At 65.5% G+C, this 16,223-nt stretch carries 17 protein-coding genes; 11 read left to right on the top strand and 6 right to left on the bottom strand.

What is annotated here, in order from left to right; genetic code table 11:
* Positions 1 to 181: 181 nt before the first annotated feature.
* Positions 182 to 2,908, bottom strand: coding sequence for a preprotein translocase subunit SecA (secA, locus tag VGN93_RS15015; RefSeq protein WP_327508081.1), 2,727 nt, complete (start codon positions 2,906 to 2,908; stop codon positions 182 to 184).
* Positions 2,909 to 3,141: 233 nt separating this feature from the next.
* Between secA and VGN93_RS15010 the strand changes: the two genes are divergently transcribed.
* From VGN93_RS15010 to VGN93_RS14985, 6 genes are all read left to right on the top strand, one after another.
* Positions 3,142 to 4,041: a peptidylprolyl isomerase gene (locus VGN93_RS15010; protein ID WP_327508080.1), complete on the top strand. Its 900-nt coding sequence runs from the start codon at positions 3,142 to 3,144 to the stop codon at positions 4,039 to 4,041.
* Between the two features lie 56 nt (positions 4,042 to 4,097).
* Complete coding sequence (gene argJ, locus VGN93_RS15005; RefSeq protein ID WP_327508079.1) at positions 4,098 to 5,330, top strand: bifunctional glutamate N-acetyltransferase/amino-acid acetyltransferase ArgJ; 1,233 nt, start codon at positions 4,098 to 4,100, stop codon at positions 5,328 to 5,330.
* 12 nt (positions 5,331 to 5,342) lie between these two features.
* On the top strand, positions 5,343 to 6,125 hold the full coding sequence (locus VGN93_RS15000) for a GNAT family N-acetyltransferase (protein WP_327508078.1): 783 nt from the start codon (positions 5,343 to 5,345) through the stop codon (positions 6,123 to 6,125).
* Positions 6,122 to 6,544, top strand: coding sequence for an 8-oxo-dGTP diphosphatase MutT (gene mutT, locus VGN93_RS14995; protein ID WP_327508077.1), 423 nt, complete (start codon positions 6,122 to 6,124; stop codon positions 6,542 to 6,544). Before VGN93_RS15000 ends, mutT begins: the two co-directional genes overlap by 4 nt.
* A gap of 124 nt (positions 6,545 to 6,668) precedes the next feature.
* Entirely contained in the window at positions 6,669 to 6,986 is a 318-nt protein-coding gene (locus VGN93_RS14990; RefSeq protein ID WP_319315855.1) for a hypothetical protein, read from the top strand.
* Positions 6,987 to 7,009: 23 nt separating this feature from the next.
* Positions 7,010 to 7,192 (top strand): Flp family type IVb pilin, encoded by a 183-nt coding sequence (locus VGN93_RS14985; protein ID WP_319315852.1) that lies wholly within the window; start codon positions 7,010 to 7,012, stop codon positions 7,190 to 7,192.
* Positions 7,193 to 7,198: 6 nt separating this feature from the next.
* On the opposite strand, the gene VGN93_RS14980 is transcribed toward VGN93_RS14985, so the two are convergent.
* Positions 7,199 to 8,068 (bottom strand): methyltransferase domain-containing protein, encoded by an 870-nt coding sequence (locus tag VGN93_RS14980; RefSeq protein WP_327508076.1) that lies wholly within the window; start codon positions 8,066 to 8,068, stop codon positions 7,199 to 7,201.
* 62 nt (positions 8,069 to 8,130) lie between these two features.
* Here VGN93_RS14980 and VGN93_RS14975 point away from each other — a divergent pair, with 62 nt between their 5' ends.
* Genes VGN93_RS14975 through VGN93_RS14960 form a run of 4 tightly spaced genes read left to right on the top strand, consistent with a single transcriptional unit; the run spans position 8,131 to position 10,508 of the window.
* A complete protein-coding gene (locus tag VGN93_RS14975; protein WP_327508075.1) occupies positions 8,131 to 8,922 on the top strand; it encodes a ComF family protein in 792 nt (263 codons plus the stop codon).
* 35 nt (positions 8,923 to 8,957) lie between these two features.
* Complete coding sequence (grxC, locus tag VGN93_RS14970) at positions 8,958 to 9,215, top strand: glutaredoxin 3 (RefSeq protein WP_319315843.1); 258 nt, start codon at positions 8,958 to 8,960, stop codon at positions 9,213 to 9,215.
* A gap of 10 nt (positions 9,216 to 9,225) precedes the next feature.
* A complete protein-coding gene (locus VGN93_RS14965; protein WP_327508074.1) occupies positions 9,226 to 10,083 on the top strand; it encodes a carbon-nitrogen hydrolase family protein in 858 nt (285 codons plus the stop codon).
* Complete coding sequence (locus VGN93_RS14960) at positions 10,080 to 10,508, top strand: DUF1178 family protein (protein WP_327508073.1); 429 nt, start codon at positions 10,080 to 10,082, stop codon at positions 10,506 to 10,508. Before VGN93_RS14965 ends, VGN93_RS14960 begins: the two co-directional genes overlap by 4 nt.
* Here VGN93_RS14960 and ubiG read toward each other — a convergent pair whose 3' ends face one another.
* From ubiG to VGN93_RS14940, 4 genes are all read right to left on the bottom strand, one after another.
* Positions 10,509 to 11,258 carry a bifunctional 2-polyprenyl-6-hydroxyphenol methylase/3-demethylubiquinol 3-O-methyltransferase UbiG gene (gene ubiG, locus VGN93_RS14955; protein WP_327508072.1) on the bottom strand — a complete coding sequence of 250 codons (750 nt, stop codon included), beginning with the start codon at positions 11,256 to 11,258 and terminating at the stop codon, positions 10,509 to 10,511.
* Positions 11,259 to 11,336: 78 nt separating this feature from the next.
* On the bottom strand, positions 11,337 to 12,461 hold the full coding sequence (locus VGN93_RS14950) for a mandelate racemase/muconate lactonizing enzyme family protein (RefSeq protein ID WP_327508071.1): 1,125 nt from the start codon (positions 12,459 to 12,461) through the stop codon (positions 11,337 to 11,339).
* A 12-nt stretch (positions 12,462 to 12,473) separates the two neighbouring features.
* A complete protein-coding gene (locus tag VGN93_RS14945) occupies positions 12,474 to 13,973 on the bottom strand; it encodes an aldehyde dehydrogenase (protein WP_327508070.1) in 1,500 nt (499 codons plus the stop codon).
* A gap of 9 nt (positions 13,974 to 13,982) precedes the next feature.
* Positions 13,983 to 15,125 carry an iron-containing alcohol dehydrogenase gene (locus VGN93_RS14940; protein ID WP_327508069.1) on the bottom strand — a complete coding sequence of 381 codons (1,143 nt, stop codon included), beginning with the start codon at positions 15,123 to 15,125 and terminating at the stop codon, positions 13,983 to 13,985.
* 92 nt (positions 15,126 to 15,217) lie between these two features.
* On the opposite strand from VGN93_RS14940, the gene VGN93_RS14935 reads away from it, so the two are divergent.
* Complete coding sequence (locus VGN93_RS14935) at positions 15,218 to 16,144, top strand: LysR substrate-binding domain-containing protein (RefSeq protein ID WP_327508068.1); 927 nt, start codon at positions 15,218 to 15,220, stop codon at positions 16,142 to 16,144.
* Positions 16,145 to 16,223: the final 79 nt, after the last annotated feature.

Here is a 16,223-nt window from a genome sequence, read left to right as displayed (position 1 = left end):
GAAGGGCCGCCCGGCGAGCAAAGAAAATGCCGCGAACCTCTCCCCCGTCTTGGTCGGCCTGACCCGACCATCCATGCCCGGAGCATACGGCGGATCCTCGGCTCAAGGCCGAGGATGACGTCGCGGGTGGGGGGAAGCCCGTCAGCAAAATGCCGCCCGGAGGCGGCATTTTCTGGGGTCATCAGGCCTGTTCGAAGGCGCCGTGGCAATGTTTGTATTTCTTGCCCGAGCCGCAGGGGCAGGCCTCGTTGCGCGACACGCGGCCCCAGGTCGCCGGATCGTTCGGATCGCGGTTCTCCGGCGCGACGCCCACAGCCGCGAAGCCGCCGCCATTGCCCCCGCCGAAATCGTCCTCGCCGGTCGTGCCGTCGATGTGGTGGCCTTCCATTTCCGGCAGGGCCGGTGCAGGCCCGTCGGCGGCCTGGCGCACCAGCTCGACGCGCATCAGCTGCGCGGTCACCGTCTGGCGCAGGTTCGCCAGCAGCGCCTGGAAGAGCTCGAAGGCTTCCGCCTTGTATTCCTGCAACGGATCGCGCTGGGCATAACCGCGGAAGCCGATGACGGAACGCAGGTGGTCGAGGTTGACGATGTGCTCGCGCCACAGGAGATCCAGCGTCTGGAGCAGCACCGAGCGCTCGACATAGGTCATGATTTCCGCGCCGAAACGGTCGGCGCGGGCCTGAGCCGCCTCGTCGACGGTCGTCTTCAGGCGCTCCAGAATGTCCTTCTCGTCGATGCCTTCCTCGGCCGCCCAGGCGTCGATCGGCAGATCGAGATTGAGCTGTTCGAGCACGCCGGCCTTCAGCCCGGCGACGTTCCACTGCTCCGCATAGGCGTTTTCCGGAATGTTCAGGCGGACGAGGTTTTCCACCACTTCATGGCGCATGTCGGCGACGATTTCCGACAGGTTGTCGCTGTCCATCAGCTCGATGCGCTGCTCGAAGATCACCTTACGCTGATCGTTCAGCACGTCGTCGTATTTCAGCAGGTTCTTGCGGATGTCGAAGTTGCGCGCCTCGACCTTCTTCTGCGCCCGCTCCAGCGCCTTGTTGATCCAGGGATGGACGATCGCCTCGCCTTCCTTCAGGCCAAGCTTCTGCAGCATGGAATCCATGCGCTCGGAGCCGAAGATGCGCATCAGGTCGTCCTGAAGCGACAAGAAGAACTTCGAGCGGCCCGGGTCGCCCTGACGGCCGGAACGGCCGCGCAGCTGGTTGTCGATGCGGCGGCTTTCATGGCGTTCGGTGGCAAGCACGTAAAGCCCACCGCCAGCGAGCGCCTGCTCCTTCAGCTTCTTCACCTCGGCGATGATCGCCTCGCGCTTGGCATCGCGCTCCGGACCCGGCTCCATCTCGGCGAGATCCCGCTCCAGGCGCATTTCGAGGTTGCCGCCGAGCTGGATGTCGGTGCCGCGGCCGGCCATGTTGGTGGCGATCGTCACGGCACCGGGAACGCCGGCCTGCGAAACGATATAGGCTTCCTGCTCGTGGTAACGGGCGTTCAGCACCTGGAAATCCTGGAAGCCGGCCATCTTGAGGCGTTCGGCGAGATATTCCGACTTCTCGATCGAGGTCGTGCCGACGAGGACCGGCTGGCCCTTCTCGCGCGCATCCTTGATCTCCTGGATGATCGCCTTGTACTTCTCCTCGACGGTCCGGTAGACCTCGTCGTCCTCGTCGAGGCGCTTGATCGGCAGGTTGGTCGGCACTTCCACGACGTCGAGGCCGTAGATGTTGCCGAATTCCTCGGCTTCGGTCGACGCCGTACCCGTCATGCCGCCGAGCTTGGAATACATGCGGAAATAATTCTGGAAGGTGATCGAGGCCAGCGTCTGGTTTTCCGGCTGGATCGTCACCTTTTCCTTGGCTTCGAGCGCCTGGTGCTGGCCTTCCGAATAACGGCGGCCCGGCATCATGCGGCCGGTGAATTCGTCGATGATGACGATCTCGTCGTTTCGGACGATGTAATCCTTGTCGCGGGTGAAGAGCTTGTGGGCCTTCAGCGCGTTGTTGATGTGGTGGACGATCGCGACGTTCTCGACGTCATAGAGCGATTCGCCCTTGAGAAGCCCGGCCTGGCGCAGCAGGTTTTCGAGCTTTTCCGTGCCGACCTCGGAGAAGTTGGCGGAGCGCTGCTTCTCGTCGATCTCGTAATCCGCCGCGTCCAGCATCGGGATGAAGGCGTCGATCGTCGTGTAGAGATCGGAGCGGTCGTCGAGCGGGCCGGAAATGATCAGCGGCGTGCGCGCTTCGTCGACGAGGATAGAGTCCACTTCGTCGACGATCGCGAAGAAGTGGCCGCGCTGCACCATCTGGCTGCGCTCGTACTTCATGTTGTCGCGCAGATAATCGAAGCCGAGCTCGTTGTTGGTGGCGTAGGTAATGTCGCTGCCATAGGCGGCGCGACGCTGGTCGTCGTCGAGACCATGCATGATGACGCCGGTGGTCATCCCCAGGAAACCGTAGATCTTGCCCATCATCGCGCTGTCGCGGGTGGCGAGATAGTCGTTGACGGTGACGACATGCACGCCCTTGCCGGCGAGCGCGTTGAGGTAGACGGGCAGCGTCGCCACCAGCGTCTTGCCTTCGCCGGTCTTCATTTCGGCGATCGATTTTTCGTGCAGGATCATGCCGCCGACGAGCTGGACGTCGAAGGGGCGCAGCCCGAGGACGCGCAACGCCGCCTCGCGGGCAACTGCAAAGGCCGGCACCAGAATGTCGTCGAGCGTCTTGCCCGCGGCGAGCTGCGCGCGGAATTCCGCGGTTTTCGCCTGCAGCGCCTCGTCGGAGAGCGCCTTCATCTCCGGTTCGAGCGCATTGATCGCATCAACGCGGGGCTTGTAGGAGCGGATGCGACGATCGTTCGAGGAACCGAACAACTTGCGGGCTATGCCGCCGAGGCTGACCATCAGGATGGTCCTTTCTTCATGGGCGCCCGGCGCGTGACAGGTCGCACGATATTTGCGCGCAATGCCTTGAGACGCCCGGAAACTGTTCTGGACGCGGGATTGCGTGACAGATAAGAGGGGGGTCGAATGATGTCAACGGCCGAGACGGTTGCACAACTGCCACATTCTGGTGGTGTTGAGCCGACTGGCACCGGATATCGGCCCGATTCCGGCGAGGATGTGAAAGGTCTCATATGTTCAAGTACAGCAAGCTCGCAGCAATCGCCCTTATCGCGATTGCCGCCGCAAGCACCAGCGTTCGCGCGCAGGACGCCGCAGCCGACCCGGTCGTCGCCAAGGTCGGCGCGCTCGAGATCCACGAATCGGAGCTGAAGCTCGCGATCGCCGGCCTCGACCCGCAGCTCGCAAACCTGCCGGACGAGCAGAAGCGCGTCGCAGCCCTCTCCTCGATCATCGACGTCAAGCTGCTGGCAGCCGATGCCGACAAGGAAGGCCTCCAGAACGACGCCGACTTCAAGCAGCGCCTCGCTTTCCTCACCGAGCGCGAGCTGCACAACGCCTATTTCAAGAAGCACGTCGTCGATGCCGTCACCCCGGAAGAGGTGAAGGCGCGTTACGACAAGGAAGTCGCCGCCATCAAGCCGGAAGACGAGATTCGCGCCCGCCACATCCTCGTCAAGACCGAGGACGAGGCCAAGGCCGTGATCGCCGAGCTCGATGCCGGCAAGGATTTCGTCGAAATCGCCAAGGAAAAATCGACCGACCCGAACAAGTCCGAAGGCGGCGACCTCGGCTATTTCGGCAAGGGCCGCATGGTTCCGGAGTTCGAAACGGCCGCCTTCGCGCTGGAAAAGGGCGCCTATTCCAAGGTCCCGGTAAAGACCCAGTTCGGCTTCCACGTCATCAAGATCGAGGACAAGCGCCAGCAGCAGCCCCCGGCGCTCGACCAGGTCGAAGCCCAGGTTCGTCAGCTCGTCATGCGCGACAAGTATCTGGAGCTTCTGGAAAAGGCGAAGGTCGCAGCCCCCGTCGATATCCAGGATCCGGCGCTGAAGACCGCCTATGACGCGGTCAACAAGCCGGAAGCAGCAGGCGAAGGCGAAGCAGCGCCGGCTACCGAAGGCCAGCAGTAAGATCGACAATGGCCCGGCTTTTTTCGCCGGGCCTCTTCTTGAGGCAGGAAAACAGCATGTCCGGTTCCATCTCCCCGCTCGCCCCGAAAACCTATGCCGAAATGCCGCCGGTCGGCGGCGTGCGTATGGCGACCGCTGCCGCCGGGATCAAGTACAAGAACCGCACCGACGTGCTGATGATGATCTTCGATCGCCCCGCGACGGTCGCCGGCGTCTTCACCCGCTCCAAATGCCCCTCGGCGCCGGTCGATTTCTGCCGCGCCAATCTGCCGGGCGGCGTCGCCCGCGCGGTGGTCGTCAATTCCGGCAATGCCAACGCCTTTACCGGCCGCAAGGGCCGCGAATCGACCAGAATGACGGCGGAAGCCGCCGCCAAGGCCATCGGTTGCAGCGAAAGCGAGGTTTTCCTCGCCTCGACCGGCGTGATCGGCGAACCGCTCGACGCCACGAAATTCTCCGGCGTGCTCGACAGCCTCGGGACTTCCGCCACGGAAGACTTCTGGTTCGAAGCCGCCAAGGCGATCATGACGACGGATACCTATCCGAAGGTCGCGACCCGCACGGCCGCGCTCGGCGGTATTACCGTCCGCATCAACGGCATCGCCAAGGGCGCCGGCATGATCGCGCCCGACATGGCGACCATGCTCTCCTTCGTCGTGACGGATGCGAATATCCCCGCCCCGGTGCTGCAATCGCTGCTCTCGGCCGGCGTCGGCCCGACCTTCAATTCCGTCACCGTCGACAGCGACACCTCGACGTCGGACACGCTGATGCTTTTCGCGACGGGTGCGGCCGAAGGCCAGGCGCCGGTGACGGCGGACGATTCTTCGCTCGACGATTTCCGCGCCGCCCTCAACGATCTTCTGCGGGACCTCGCGCTCCAGGTCGTGCGCGACGGCGAAGGTGCCCGCAAGATGGTCGAAGTCACCGTCGAAGGCGCTGAAAACGACGCGGCTGCCAAGCGCATCGCGCTCTCGATCGCCAATTCGCCGCTGGTCAAGACCGCTGTTGCCGGCGAGGACGCCAACTGGGGCCGCGTGGTCATGGCCGTCGGCAAGTCCGGCGAGATGGCCGACCGTGACCGCCTCGCCATCTGGTTCGGCGACGTGCGCGTCGCCGTCGACGGCGAGCGCGACCCCGCCTATTCCGAGGAGGCGACCACCGCCGTCATGGAAAAGCAGGATATTCCGGTACGCGTCGAAATCGGCCTCGGCAACGGCAAGGCGACGGTCTGGACCTGCGACCTCACCAAGGAATATGTCGAGATCAACGGCGACTATCGTAGCTAAGGCCCGCACAGCGTGACCCTTTCCGGACAAGACACGACGAGCGATCTCCCCAAAGTCCGCCGGCTCGAGGCCGTCGGATTTCGCGCCTGGCCGGCGGCCTCGGTGATCTATGACGGCAGCTGGCTTTGCCGGCTGACCGCCGGCCATCCCTCGCGCCGGCTGAACTCGGTGAACCCGCTCGACCCGTCCGACACCCGCGACCTCGAGATCCGCCTGCAGAAGGCGGCGAAACGCTTTGCCGACTACGGCCGCCCGCTGCTGGTGCGCCAGACGCCGCTGACCCCGCCGAAACTCGTCGCCTTCATGGACGAAGCGGGCTGGGCGAAAGACGGCCGCACCATCGTCATGATGGCCGACCTCGCCACGCTGATCCGCGACGAGGGCCTCGACCATCTGCCGAGCCACGATGTCGGCCGCTTCGTCGATGCCCGCATCCGCGTTGCCGGCGACGATCCGGCGCTGAAACCGGGTCTTACCGAGATCATCAACGCCATCAAGCCGGAAACCGGCCTCTTCATCTTCGAGGAACCGGATTTCGGCCCGACCGCCGTGACGATCGCCGTGCACGACAACGATCTCGTCGGCATCCTCCAGCTCGGCGTGGCGGAAGAACGGCGCGGCCAGGGCACCGGCACCGCCATCCTGCATGCCAGCCTGCGCTGGGCGAAGCTCAAGGGCGCGCGTCACGCCTGGGTGCAGGTCGAGGCCGACAATGCCGCGGCAATCGCGCTCTACCGCCGCGCCGGCTTCCACGACGTCTATCGCTACAGCTACCGGGGACCTCAAGCGGCATGACCGAGACCGTCGCAAAACCCCGCCGCATCCTGCTCGTCGCCGCCTGCGCGCTGGTCGATGCCGATGGTCGCATCCTTCTGGCACAGCGTCCGGAGGGCAAGTCGCTTGCCGGCCTCTGGGAGTTTCCCGGCGGCAAGGTCGAGCCGGGCGAGACGCCCGAAGAGACGCTGATCCGCGAACTGGACGAGGAACTCGGCATCCGGACGAAGGTGGCCTGCCTTGCGCCGCTGACCTTCGCCAGCCACACCTATGACGACTTCCACCTGCTGATGCCGCTCTACATCTGCCGCCGCTTCGAGGGCACGGCGCATGGCCGCGAGGGACAGGCGATCAAGTGGGTGCGCCCCAAGGCGCTGCGCGATTATCCGATGCCGCCGGCCGACGAACCGCTCATCCCCTTCCTGATGGACCTTCTTTGAGAAGTTTGGCTTTGAGGGGGTCGGCAGGAATTTACCCTGCATTTTTCGCGTCTCGTTAAGCAATCGTTCAGCACCATCGTTCAAAGATTAGCTTTGAACGTTGCAATGCCTACGAGACCCTGTGATGCGTGACGAAGACTTCTGGAAAACCGTTCAGGAGAAGGATTACACGCCGGCCGGAGATACCCGGACCGGTGCGTTGAACCTTGCTCTGCTGTTCGGCACGGCCGTCATAGCGCTGGCGCTGGTCCTGACCCCGGTGCTGTCGGCGAAGACCGACAAGCGCATGATGGCAAACGTGCCGGACGAATTCGATATGATTTCGACGGGATCGGTCCCGTCGGAAGGCGGCAAGCGCTATACCGTGCGCCGCAGCGTGCTTCAGGAAATGCCGGGCGCCGTCTGCATCGTCAATGGCAATGGCCAGGGCAGCGGCTGCTGAACCGGACAAACACGGGGGTGGGAATGGCGCTGAGACTGCTGAAATCATTCTGCTCCGATCGAGACGGCGGCACCGCCGTCGAATACGGGCTGCTGCTGGCGCTGATCTCGATCGGCCTGCTGCTCGGCCTGGAGAGCTTCCAGAACGGCCTCTCGGGAACCTTTAGCACCATCAGCAACAGCATCGATTCCGCCGGAAAGCAATAACCCGGATCAGCTGCCGCCGCCCTGCTTCAGCGCATCGGCAAGCCGCATCGTTGCCGACCCCGGCTTCAGCGGCTTCTGCTGGCTTTCGTGCGGCGCCCAGCCCGAGACATAGATGATGGAAAAGGTCGCGCGGATGCGTCCGTCCGGATCGGAAAAACGTTCCGCATAGAGTTCCGCCGCCCGCAGCAGCATGCCGCGCGTCAACGGTCGGCGGCTGCGGCCGGCAAGCGGATTGGCCATGCCCATGGCACGAAGATCGCGCATCAGCGGAAAGATCGAATCGTAGCGGACCGTATAGGCCTCCTTGTCCGTCACCGGCAGCGCGAAGCCGGCGCGCTGGAGCAGCGCACCGACATCCCGCACATCCGGGAAGGGAATGACCCGCGGGCTCGCCCCGCCCGAAATCTCGCTTTCCGCCGCCAGCAGCACCTCGCGCAGCTCCTGTAGCGTGCCGTTGCCCGGGATCGCCGCGAGGAACAGTCCGTCCGGCTTCAGCGCCCGGCGGATCTGCACGAAGACGCCCGGCGTGTCGTTGGTGAGGTGCAGCGAAAGCGGCGAGACGATCAGGTTCACCGATTGCGGTTCCAGCGGCACCGTTTCCAGTGGCGCCACCGTCAGCGTCTCGCCCGATCGCGCAAACCGCGCATCGCTTTCGATCCGCTCGACGGTATCCACCTTGCCCGTTTCCGCGATCGCCCGCGCGGTGGCGCCGGTATGGCCGTGCAGCTCGACGGCCCGCTCGAAGCGGCGGTCGATGACGCTGAGGCGCTCCGCAAGCTCCCGCGCCACCACGTCGAGCAGGAAATCCGCCGGCGTGCCGCGAAGCGCGCGCAGCCGGTTGGTGTCGATCAGGGCGTGGTCGAAGAGCGTTTCCATGGCAAAGGTCCCGTTCGGAATTCATGTCGCTTTGGCCGGTAAGACCGACTATTGTCAACCGCATGGGCGAAATCGAGGCCGAGGCATTGCCGGCAATCCCGCTCCGGCAGGGCCTCGCCCGCCGGCTGCGCGGCCTCGGCCGTGCCGCCCTCGACATCGTCTATCCGCCGGCCTGCCCCGGCTGCGACAGGCTTCTCGGCAGCCGCGCCAGCCTCTGCCCGCAGTGCTGGTCGAAGCTCGGCTTCATCGAGCGGCCCTATTGCGAGGTGCTCGGCACGCCGTTTACCCACGATCTCGGCCCCGGCATCCTCAGCGCCGACGCCATCGCCACCCCGCCGCCCTTCGACCGGCTGCGCTCCGTCGCCCTTTATGACGACCTCGCCCGCGTGCTCGTGCATTCGCTGAAATACCGCGACCGCACCGATCTGGCGCCCATGATGGCGCAATGGATGCTGCGCGCCGGCGACGGCACGGTACAGGCGGCGGACGTCATCCTGCCCGTTCCGCTGCACCGCTTTCGCCTGATCTGGCGCAAGTTCAACCAGGCGGCGGAACTTGCCCGCGCGCTCGGCCGGCTTTCGGAAAAACCCGTGCTGATCGACGCCGTGCGCCGCACGAAACGCACCCGCCGCCAGATCGGCCTCGGTCCCCGGGCGCGCGAGGAAAACGTGCGCGGCGCCTTCACCGTGACGCAGGCCGGCCGCGAGGCGCTGTTCGGCCGGCGCGTCGTACTGGTCGACGATGTCTACACGACCGGCGCCACCGTTGCCGCCGTCACCCGCACGCTGAAGCGCGCCGGTGTCACCGACATTACCGTTTTGACCTTTGCAAGGGCCCTTCCCGGACCTATATGAAAAGGACGAATTTCCAAGTCTTGGAGCAGGTCAGCATGGCTTCGGTCGTTATTTATACGCGTCAATTCTGCGGCTATTGCAGCGCCGCCAAGAAACTTCTCGAGACCAAGGGCGTCAGCTTCGAAGAGCATGACGCGACCTATGCGCCGGATGTGCGCCAGGAGATGATCAAGCGCGCCAATGGCCGCAACACCTTCCCGCAGATATTCATCAACGAGCGCCATGTCGGCGGCTGCGATGACCTGCAGGCGCTGGAGCGCGCCGGCGAACTCGACGCCCTGCTGGCGGCCTGAGGAGAACCCCATGACCGTCACGATCGCCGCCCTCCAGATGTGCTCCGGGACCGACCCCGTCCGCAACGTGGAGACGATGCGGCGCCTCGTGCGCGAGGCGGCCGCCAAGGGCGCCGTCTATGTCCAGACCCCGGAAATGACCGGCGCCCTCCAGCGCGATCGCGCGGGGCTCCGGGCGATCCTGCGCTCCGAGGCCGACGACCTCGTGGTCGCCGCCGCGGCGGAACTCGCAAAGGAACTGGGCATCCACGTGCATGTCGGCTCGACGGCCATCGCGCTTGCCGACGGCAAGGTCGCCAACCGTGGCTTCCTCTTCGGCCCGGATGGCACGCAGGTCTGCACCTACGACAAGATCCACATGTTCGACGTCGACCTCGACAATGGCGAGAGCTGGCGCGAGAGCGCGGTCTATTCGCCGGGCGCCGTCGCCCGCATGGCGGACCTGCCCTTCGCCAAGCTTGGCTTTGCCATCTGCTACGACGTGCGTTTCCCCGAACTCTTCAAGATCCAGGCGCAGGCCGGCGCGGAAATCATCTCCGTGCCCGCCGCCTTCACCCGCCAGACGGGCGAAGCGCATTGGGAGACGCTGCTGCGCGCCCGCGCCATCGAGAACGGCGTCTACATCATCGCCGCCGCCCAGGCAGGCGTGCATGAAGACGGCCGCGAGACCTTCGGCCATTCGATGATCATCGACCCCTGGGGCCGCGTGCTCGCCAGTGCCGGCGGTACGGGCGAGGCCATCGTACTCGCCGAGGTCGACCCCGCCGCCGTCAAATCCGCGCACCAGAAGATCCCCAACCTGCGCAACGGTCGCGCCTTCACGCTCGAAGTGGCAGGCGAACCCGCGAAGGGAGGCGTTGCCGCTTGATCCGCTACGAGCTTTCCTGTGACAACGGGCACACCTTCGAAGGGTGGTTCGGCTCGGCGGACGATTTCGACCGCCAGCAGAAGATGGCGCTCGTCGCCTGTCCGACCTGCGGCTCGGCCCATGTCGCCAAGCGCCTGATGGCGCCCGCCCTCTCGACCGCCCGCAAGAAGGAGCGCCGCCAGGAGCTCGTCGTGCAGGCCGGCCAGAAGGCGATGATGGGCAAGCTCCGCGAGATCGTCACCGCCATCCGCGCGAATTCCGAGGATGTCGGCGAGCGCTTTCCCGAAGAAGCGCGGAAAATCCACTATGGCGAGACAGAACAGCGCGGCCTGATCGGCCGGGCCTCCGCCGAAGAGGTGCGCGATCTGCTGGAAGAAGGCGTCGAAGTGGCACCCCTCCCCGTCCTGCCCGACGAAACGAACTGATCAGGCGGACGCGCGGCGCGCGACCATCATGTAGTTCACGTCCATGTCCTTCGACAGGTTCCACTGGTTGGTGAGCGGATTGAAGAACACGCCGGTGCGATCTGTCACCGTCAGCCCCGATGCATTGAGCGGCTTCTCGATCTCTTCCGGGCGCACCAGCTTTTCATATTGGTGCGTGCCGCGCGGCAGCCAGCGCAGCACGTTTTCCGCGGCAAAGATCGCAAGTGCCGCCGCCTTCATCGTGCGGTTGATCGTGGCGACGAACATCATGCCGCCGGGGCGCACCATCGAGGCGCAGGTGGTGAGGAAGAACTCGACGTCGGAGACGTGCTCGACCACTTCCATGTTGAGCACCACGTCGAAGGTCTCGCCGGCTTCCGCCAGCGCCTCGGCCGTCACCGCACGGTAATCGACCGGCACGCCGCTGCCCGCCGCATGCGCCTTGGCAATACCGATATTCTTTTCCGAGGCATCCGCGCCCAGCACCTCCGCCCCCATGCGCGCCATCGGCTCGGAGAGCAGGCCGCCGCCGCAGCCGATATCGAGGATGCGCAGGCCTTCGAGGAGACGATGCGCCCTCGGGTCGCGGCCGAACTGGGCGGAGACGAGATCGCGGATATAGGTGAGGCGGACCGGATTGAACTTGTGCAGCGGCCGGAACTTGCCGTTCGGATCCCACCATTCCGCGGCCATCGCCGAAAACCGGTCGACTTCCGCCTGGTCGATCGTCGTGCGGGCTGCCTCGCTCATGGCTCGTCTCCTTCGCGTCCGTATCCCCGTGAAGTCGGCCTCCACGGGGCATATGTCAAGGGGGCGAAGTGAAGCGGCTCAGGGAAGCCGCGTCGCCTTGAGCCGGTCTTCGTCGAGCACGATGCCGAGGCCGGGGGCCTCGCCGAGCTTGAGCCAGCCGTTCTCGTGGCTGAGCGGTGTCGTGAGCGGATAATCGCGGCGCGCCTCGCTCCATTCCGGCGTGTCATAGGGATATTCGAGGAAGGGCGCGTCCCCCGCACCCGCCGTCAGATGCGCATTGGCGAGCACGCCGATGCCGTTCGTCCATGAGTGCGGCGTGAAGGTGACGCCCGCCTCGCGCGCCTGGAAGGCGAGCCGGCGGCAACCGGTAATGCCGCCGACCAGCGCCACATCCGGCTGGATGATATCGAAGGCGCGCTCCTCGATGATGTCGCGGAACTCGTAGAGTTCCCGCGTCATCTCGCCGCCGGCAATGCGGATATCCGTCGCCGCCTTCAGCGCCTTCATGCCCTTGTGGTCGGAGCGGTGCAGCGGCTCCTCCATCCAGTAGATGCCGAGCCGTTCCAGCTCGCGCGCCACGACCAGTGCATCCTTGAAGGTCCAGGGCAGTGTCGTATCCCAGGGCATGCGCCAACCCTGGTTGCAGTCGACCATCAGCTCCAGCCGGTCGCCGACACGTGCACGGATCGCCTCCAGTGCCTTCACGCCGTCCCGCCAGCCATTGCGGCCGCCGACGGAAGACGAGAACCGCACCTTCATCGCCGGAAAGCCCTCTTCGATATAGCGCTCCGCCTGGTCGGCCATGGCGGCGGGGTCGCGCAGCACACCGGAGGAGGCGTAGAGCCGCACACGATCCGCCCGGCCGCCGAGCATGCGCCAGACCGGCTCGCCCGTCACCTTGCCGGCAAGGTCCCAGAGCGCGAGATCGAGCGGCCAGCAGCGGCCGTAGTGGAAGTTGATATGCGACAATACCTCATAGTGCCGTTCGAGATGGCGCGGGTCCTGACCGATGAACAGGTCCTCGTGCCCCTCGAACCCCTTCATCAGGTCGCCGGAGCCGATGCCCTCGCGGCCCTCGTCGTCCGTCACGCGCACGATCGTCGCGTCGAAATGCCGGCGCGGCCGGCCGTCCCAGCTTGCCTTGAACGGTGGATCGAGCGGCAGCCGGTGGTGGCTGATGCCGATGGAAACGATCTTGCTCATACGCCTTCCCCCTTAGCCGAACTGCTGCCAGATCGTCTTGTAGTCGCAATATTTGTCGACCGCATGCACCGAGCGGTCGCGGCCGAAGCCTGATTGCTTGAAGCCGCCGAAGGGCGTTGCGAAGTTAGACATGTCGTAAGTGTTGATCCAGACAGTCCCGGCATGGATCGCCTCGGAGAAGCGGTGCGCCCGGTCCATGTCGCGGGTGAAGACCGCGCCCGCCAGCCCGTAGATCGTGTCGTTGGCGATCGCGAGCGCCTCCTCCTCCGTATCGAAGGCGATTGCCGCCAGCACCGGCCCAAAGATCTCCTGCCGCGCGATGCGCATGTCGTTCGTCACATCGGTGATGACGCCCGGCGAGACATAATAACCGCCGGTCTCCAACAGCACCCGCTCCGCCCCGAACACACGGCGCCCGCCATCCTTCTCGCCCGCGGCGATGAGGCCCAGCACCTTGTCCATATGCTCCGCCTCGATCAGCGCGCCGATCTGCGCAGACGGCTCGAAGGGATGCGCCAGCGCGATCTCGCGCTTCACCACCGCCTCGATCTTCTCGATCAGCCTGTCCTGCACCGAGCGCTGCACGACGAGGCGGGTGGCGGCATGGCAGGTCTCGCCGGAATTGTAGAAACAGCCCCAGGCGGCCGCACTGGCAGCCGCATCGAGATCGGCATCCTCGAAGACGACGAGCGGCGACTTGCCGCCGAGCTCCAGTGCCACGCGCTTGAGGTTCGACTGCGCGGCATAGCCCATGATCAGCTTGCCGACTTCGGTGGAGCCGGTGAAGGCCACCATGTCGACATCCATATGCAGCGCCAGCGGCTTGCCGACCTCCTCGCCAAAGCCGGTGACGACATTGAAGACCCCGGCGGGAAGGCCCGCCTCGATCGCCAGTTCCGCCAGCCGCAGCGCCGAGAGCGACGACTGTTCCGCCGGCTTCAGTACGACGGAATTGCCGGCTGCAATCGCCGGCCCGAGCTTCCAGGCGTCGATGATCATCGGGTAGTTCCACGGCGTGATGGCCGCGATGACCCCGAGCGGCACCTTGCGCACCAGCGCGCGCGCCTTCGGCCCCGTCGGCGCGATCTCGTCATAGAGCTTGTCGATCATCTCGCCGTAATACTGGATGCCCTCGGCGCAGAGCCGCACATCGACGCCGAGCGACGCCTGCACCGGCTTGCCGACATCGAGCGTCTCCAGCAGCGCCAGTTCCTCGCCATGGATGCGGATCAGTTCCGCCCAGCGCAGCATGATCTTCTTCTTTTCGATCGGCTCCTTGCCGCGCCACACGGCGCTCGCAAAGGCCTTGCGGGCGGAAGCCACGGCGAGATCGACATCCGCGACATCACCACGCGCCAGCACCGCACCGGGCTGGCCATCCATCGGGCGTGTGCGCACGAATGTCTTGCCGGATGACGCCGCCTGCACCTTGCCGTCGATAAAATGCCCGCGGCCGAGCGAAAGGCCGGCAAGGCGGTCTTCCCAATAGGCGCGGCTGAACTGTTCGGTCATATCGGGTCCTCAGAGCGTCTTGGGCAGGGCCATCATCGCGGCCGCAAAGGTTTCGATATCGGCATCGGAAATCTCGCGCGCCGTCGAGCGCCGCATCGGCTGGTTTTCCGGCGCGCGCATTTCCCGGGCGAGATCGGCGGTGGTGAAATCCGCAAAGGCCTTTGGCAGCGCACGGACGATGCCGCAGCGGTCCATCAGATCGCCGACGAAGCCCGGCAGCATCGCTGCATCGAAGAGCCCGCAGGCCCGCGCCGCAGCCGCAAGGTCCGCCGTGTCGGCCTCGACCAGCCAGGCGAGCGTGGCCTCGAAGCCGAGCGCCGTGGCGAGGCCATGATGCACCGGCGCGAGACCGGCCAATGCATGGCTGATATTGTGTGCAACCGCCGTGCCGCAATTGTCGATGGCGACGCCGGCATAACACGAGCCGAGCAGCACCTTGCCGCGCGCTTCGATATCCGCCGGGTTCTTCACCGCCGTTTCCAGCGCTCCGGTCAGCAGGCCGAGCGCCGCACGGGCATAGAGCGCCGCGCCGGCATGGGCATTGCGGTTGGTCGCCGCCTCGAAGGCGTGCACGAAGGCATCGAGGCCGCACCAGGCCGTCAGGTTCGCCGGCAGCGTCACCGTCAGCGCCGGGTCGAGCAGCACGAGATCCGCCTTGGTCTCCGGCCCCCAGATCCAGAGTTTCTTGCCCTCCGGCCCGGCAAAGATCGTCGTTGCCGAGGTTTCCGAGCCGGTGCCCGCCGTGGTCGGCACCATGATCTTCTTCAGCGGCGCCTTCGGCAGCGGATTGGCGGCGAGCGCATAAAACATCGGGTCTTCGGAAGCCGCCGCCGCGCAGGCCGCGATCTTGGCAATATCCAGCGCCGACCCGCCGCCGATGCCGACAACAAGATCCTTGCCGCGCGCCGCCGCCGTTGCGGCCCGCACATGCGCAAGCTTCGGCTCGCCGGCAAAGTCGGAATAGGACTCTGTGGCCACGCCTTCCGCGGCGAACTGCGCCGAAAGACGCGCGCCGAGGCCGCTGTTGGCAAGGAAACCATCGATGACGACGAGCACCTTTTCCGCGCCGAACGCGCGGGCGGAGGCGGCGATGGTGCCATGCACCCCTTCGCCGAAGCGGATATCAGGCACGAAAGACGTTGCGAACTTCACGAAAAATCCCCCAGACGATTTCCCGGACCGTGCATCACGATTTCAGATTTTCAAATCCTTGGATTTTTCGGGCTTTTTGATAACTTGAGATTATGAAAGCCAATCTGCTCGCCCATATCCCGCTGGAAGCCTTCCGCGTCTTCGACGCCGCCTGCCGGCACATGAATTTTTCCCGGGCGGGGCGCGAGCTGAATATCACGCAAGCCGCCGTCAGCCGCCGCATCAAGGGGCTTGAAGACCATCTCGGCACCCAGCTTTTCGCCCGCGCCGGCAAGAACCTGTCGCTGACGCCGCGCGGCGAAAAACTGTTCCAGCGCGTGCGCGCCTCGCTCGATTATCTGGAGGAAAGCCTCGAACCCTTCCGCACCGGCGCCGGCCAGAGCATCTCGCTTGCCGCCAGCGGCTCCGTCTCGCATCTCTGGCTTGGGCCGCGCCTGCGCGATTTCGCCCGCGACAATCCCGGCGTTTCCATTCGCCTCGTCACCGTCGACAGCCCCGCCGACCTCGCCTCGGAAAACAACGACCTGGTCATCCTCTATTCCGCGGGCGAACACCCGCGCTGGACCCTGACGCCACTCATCGCCGAGGAACTGGCGCCCGTCGCGGCCCCCGGCTACATCGCCCGCAAGGGGCTCGATCCCGCCACGCTGGCCCCGGCCGATCTCGCCGGCCTCGACCTCATCGACTACGAGCGTTTCAACGCCAACTGGATCTCCTTTCGCCCCTGGCTGGAGCGCGTCGCGTCGGACGCCTTTCGCCGCCGCCCGCTTCCCCGGCCGCATCTCACCTTCTCCACCTATGCACTGGCCATCGACGCCGCACTCGTCGGCGATGGCGTCGCGCTCGGCAGCCTCGGCCTCATCTCGGGCCAGCTTGCAGCAGGCACCCTCGTGCAGCTCGGGCAGACCAGCCTCGTCACCGGCTACGGCTATCATCTCGGCCTGCCGAAATTTCGCACCGCGCCGCCGGAGGTGCTAAGGCTGCATGAAAGCCTGCTGGCCTCCCGTGCCGGTCCGTGAGGCGCGGGACCGGCCGCGCTTGCAGGCGTTCGCCTTGTAGCCTATCAGGAACGGAAGATCGACCGCGGCCGGGGCCTGC

The sequence above is a fragment of the Shinella sp. genome (genome assembly GCF_035998705.1).
Classification (GTDB): domain Bacteria; phylum Pseudomonadota; class Alphaproteobacteria; order Rhizobiales; family Rhizobiaceae; genus Shinella.
This window is presented reverse-complemented; position numbering and strand designations above follow the sequence as displayed.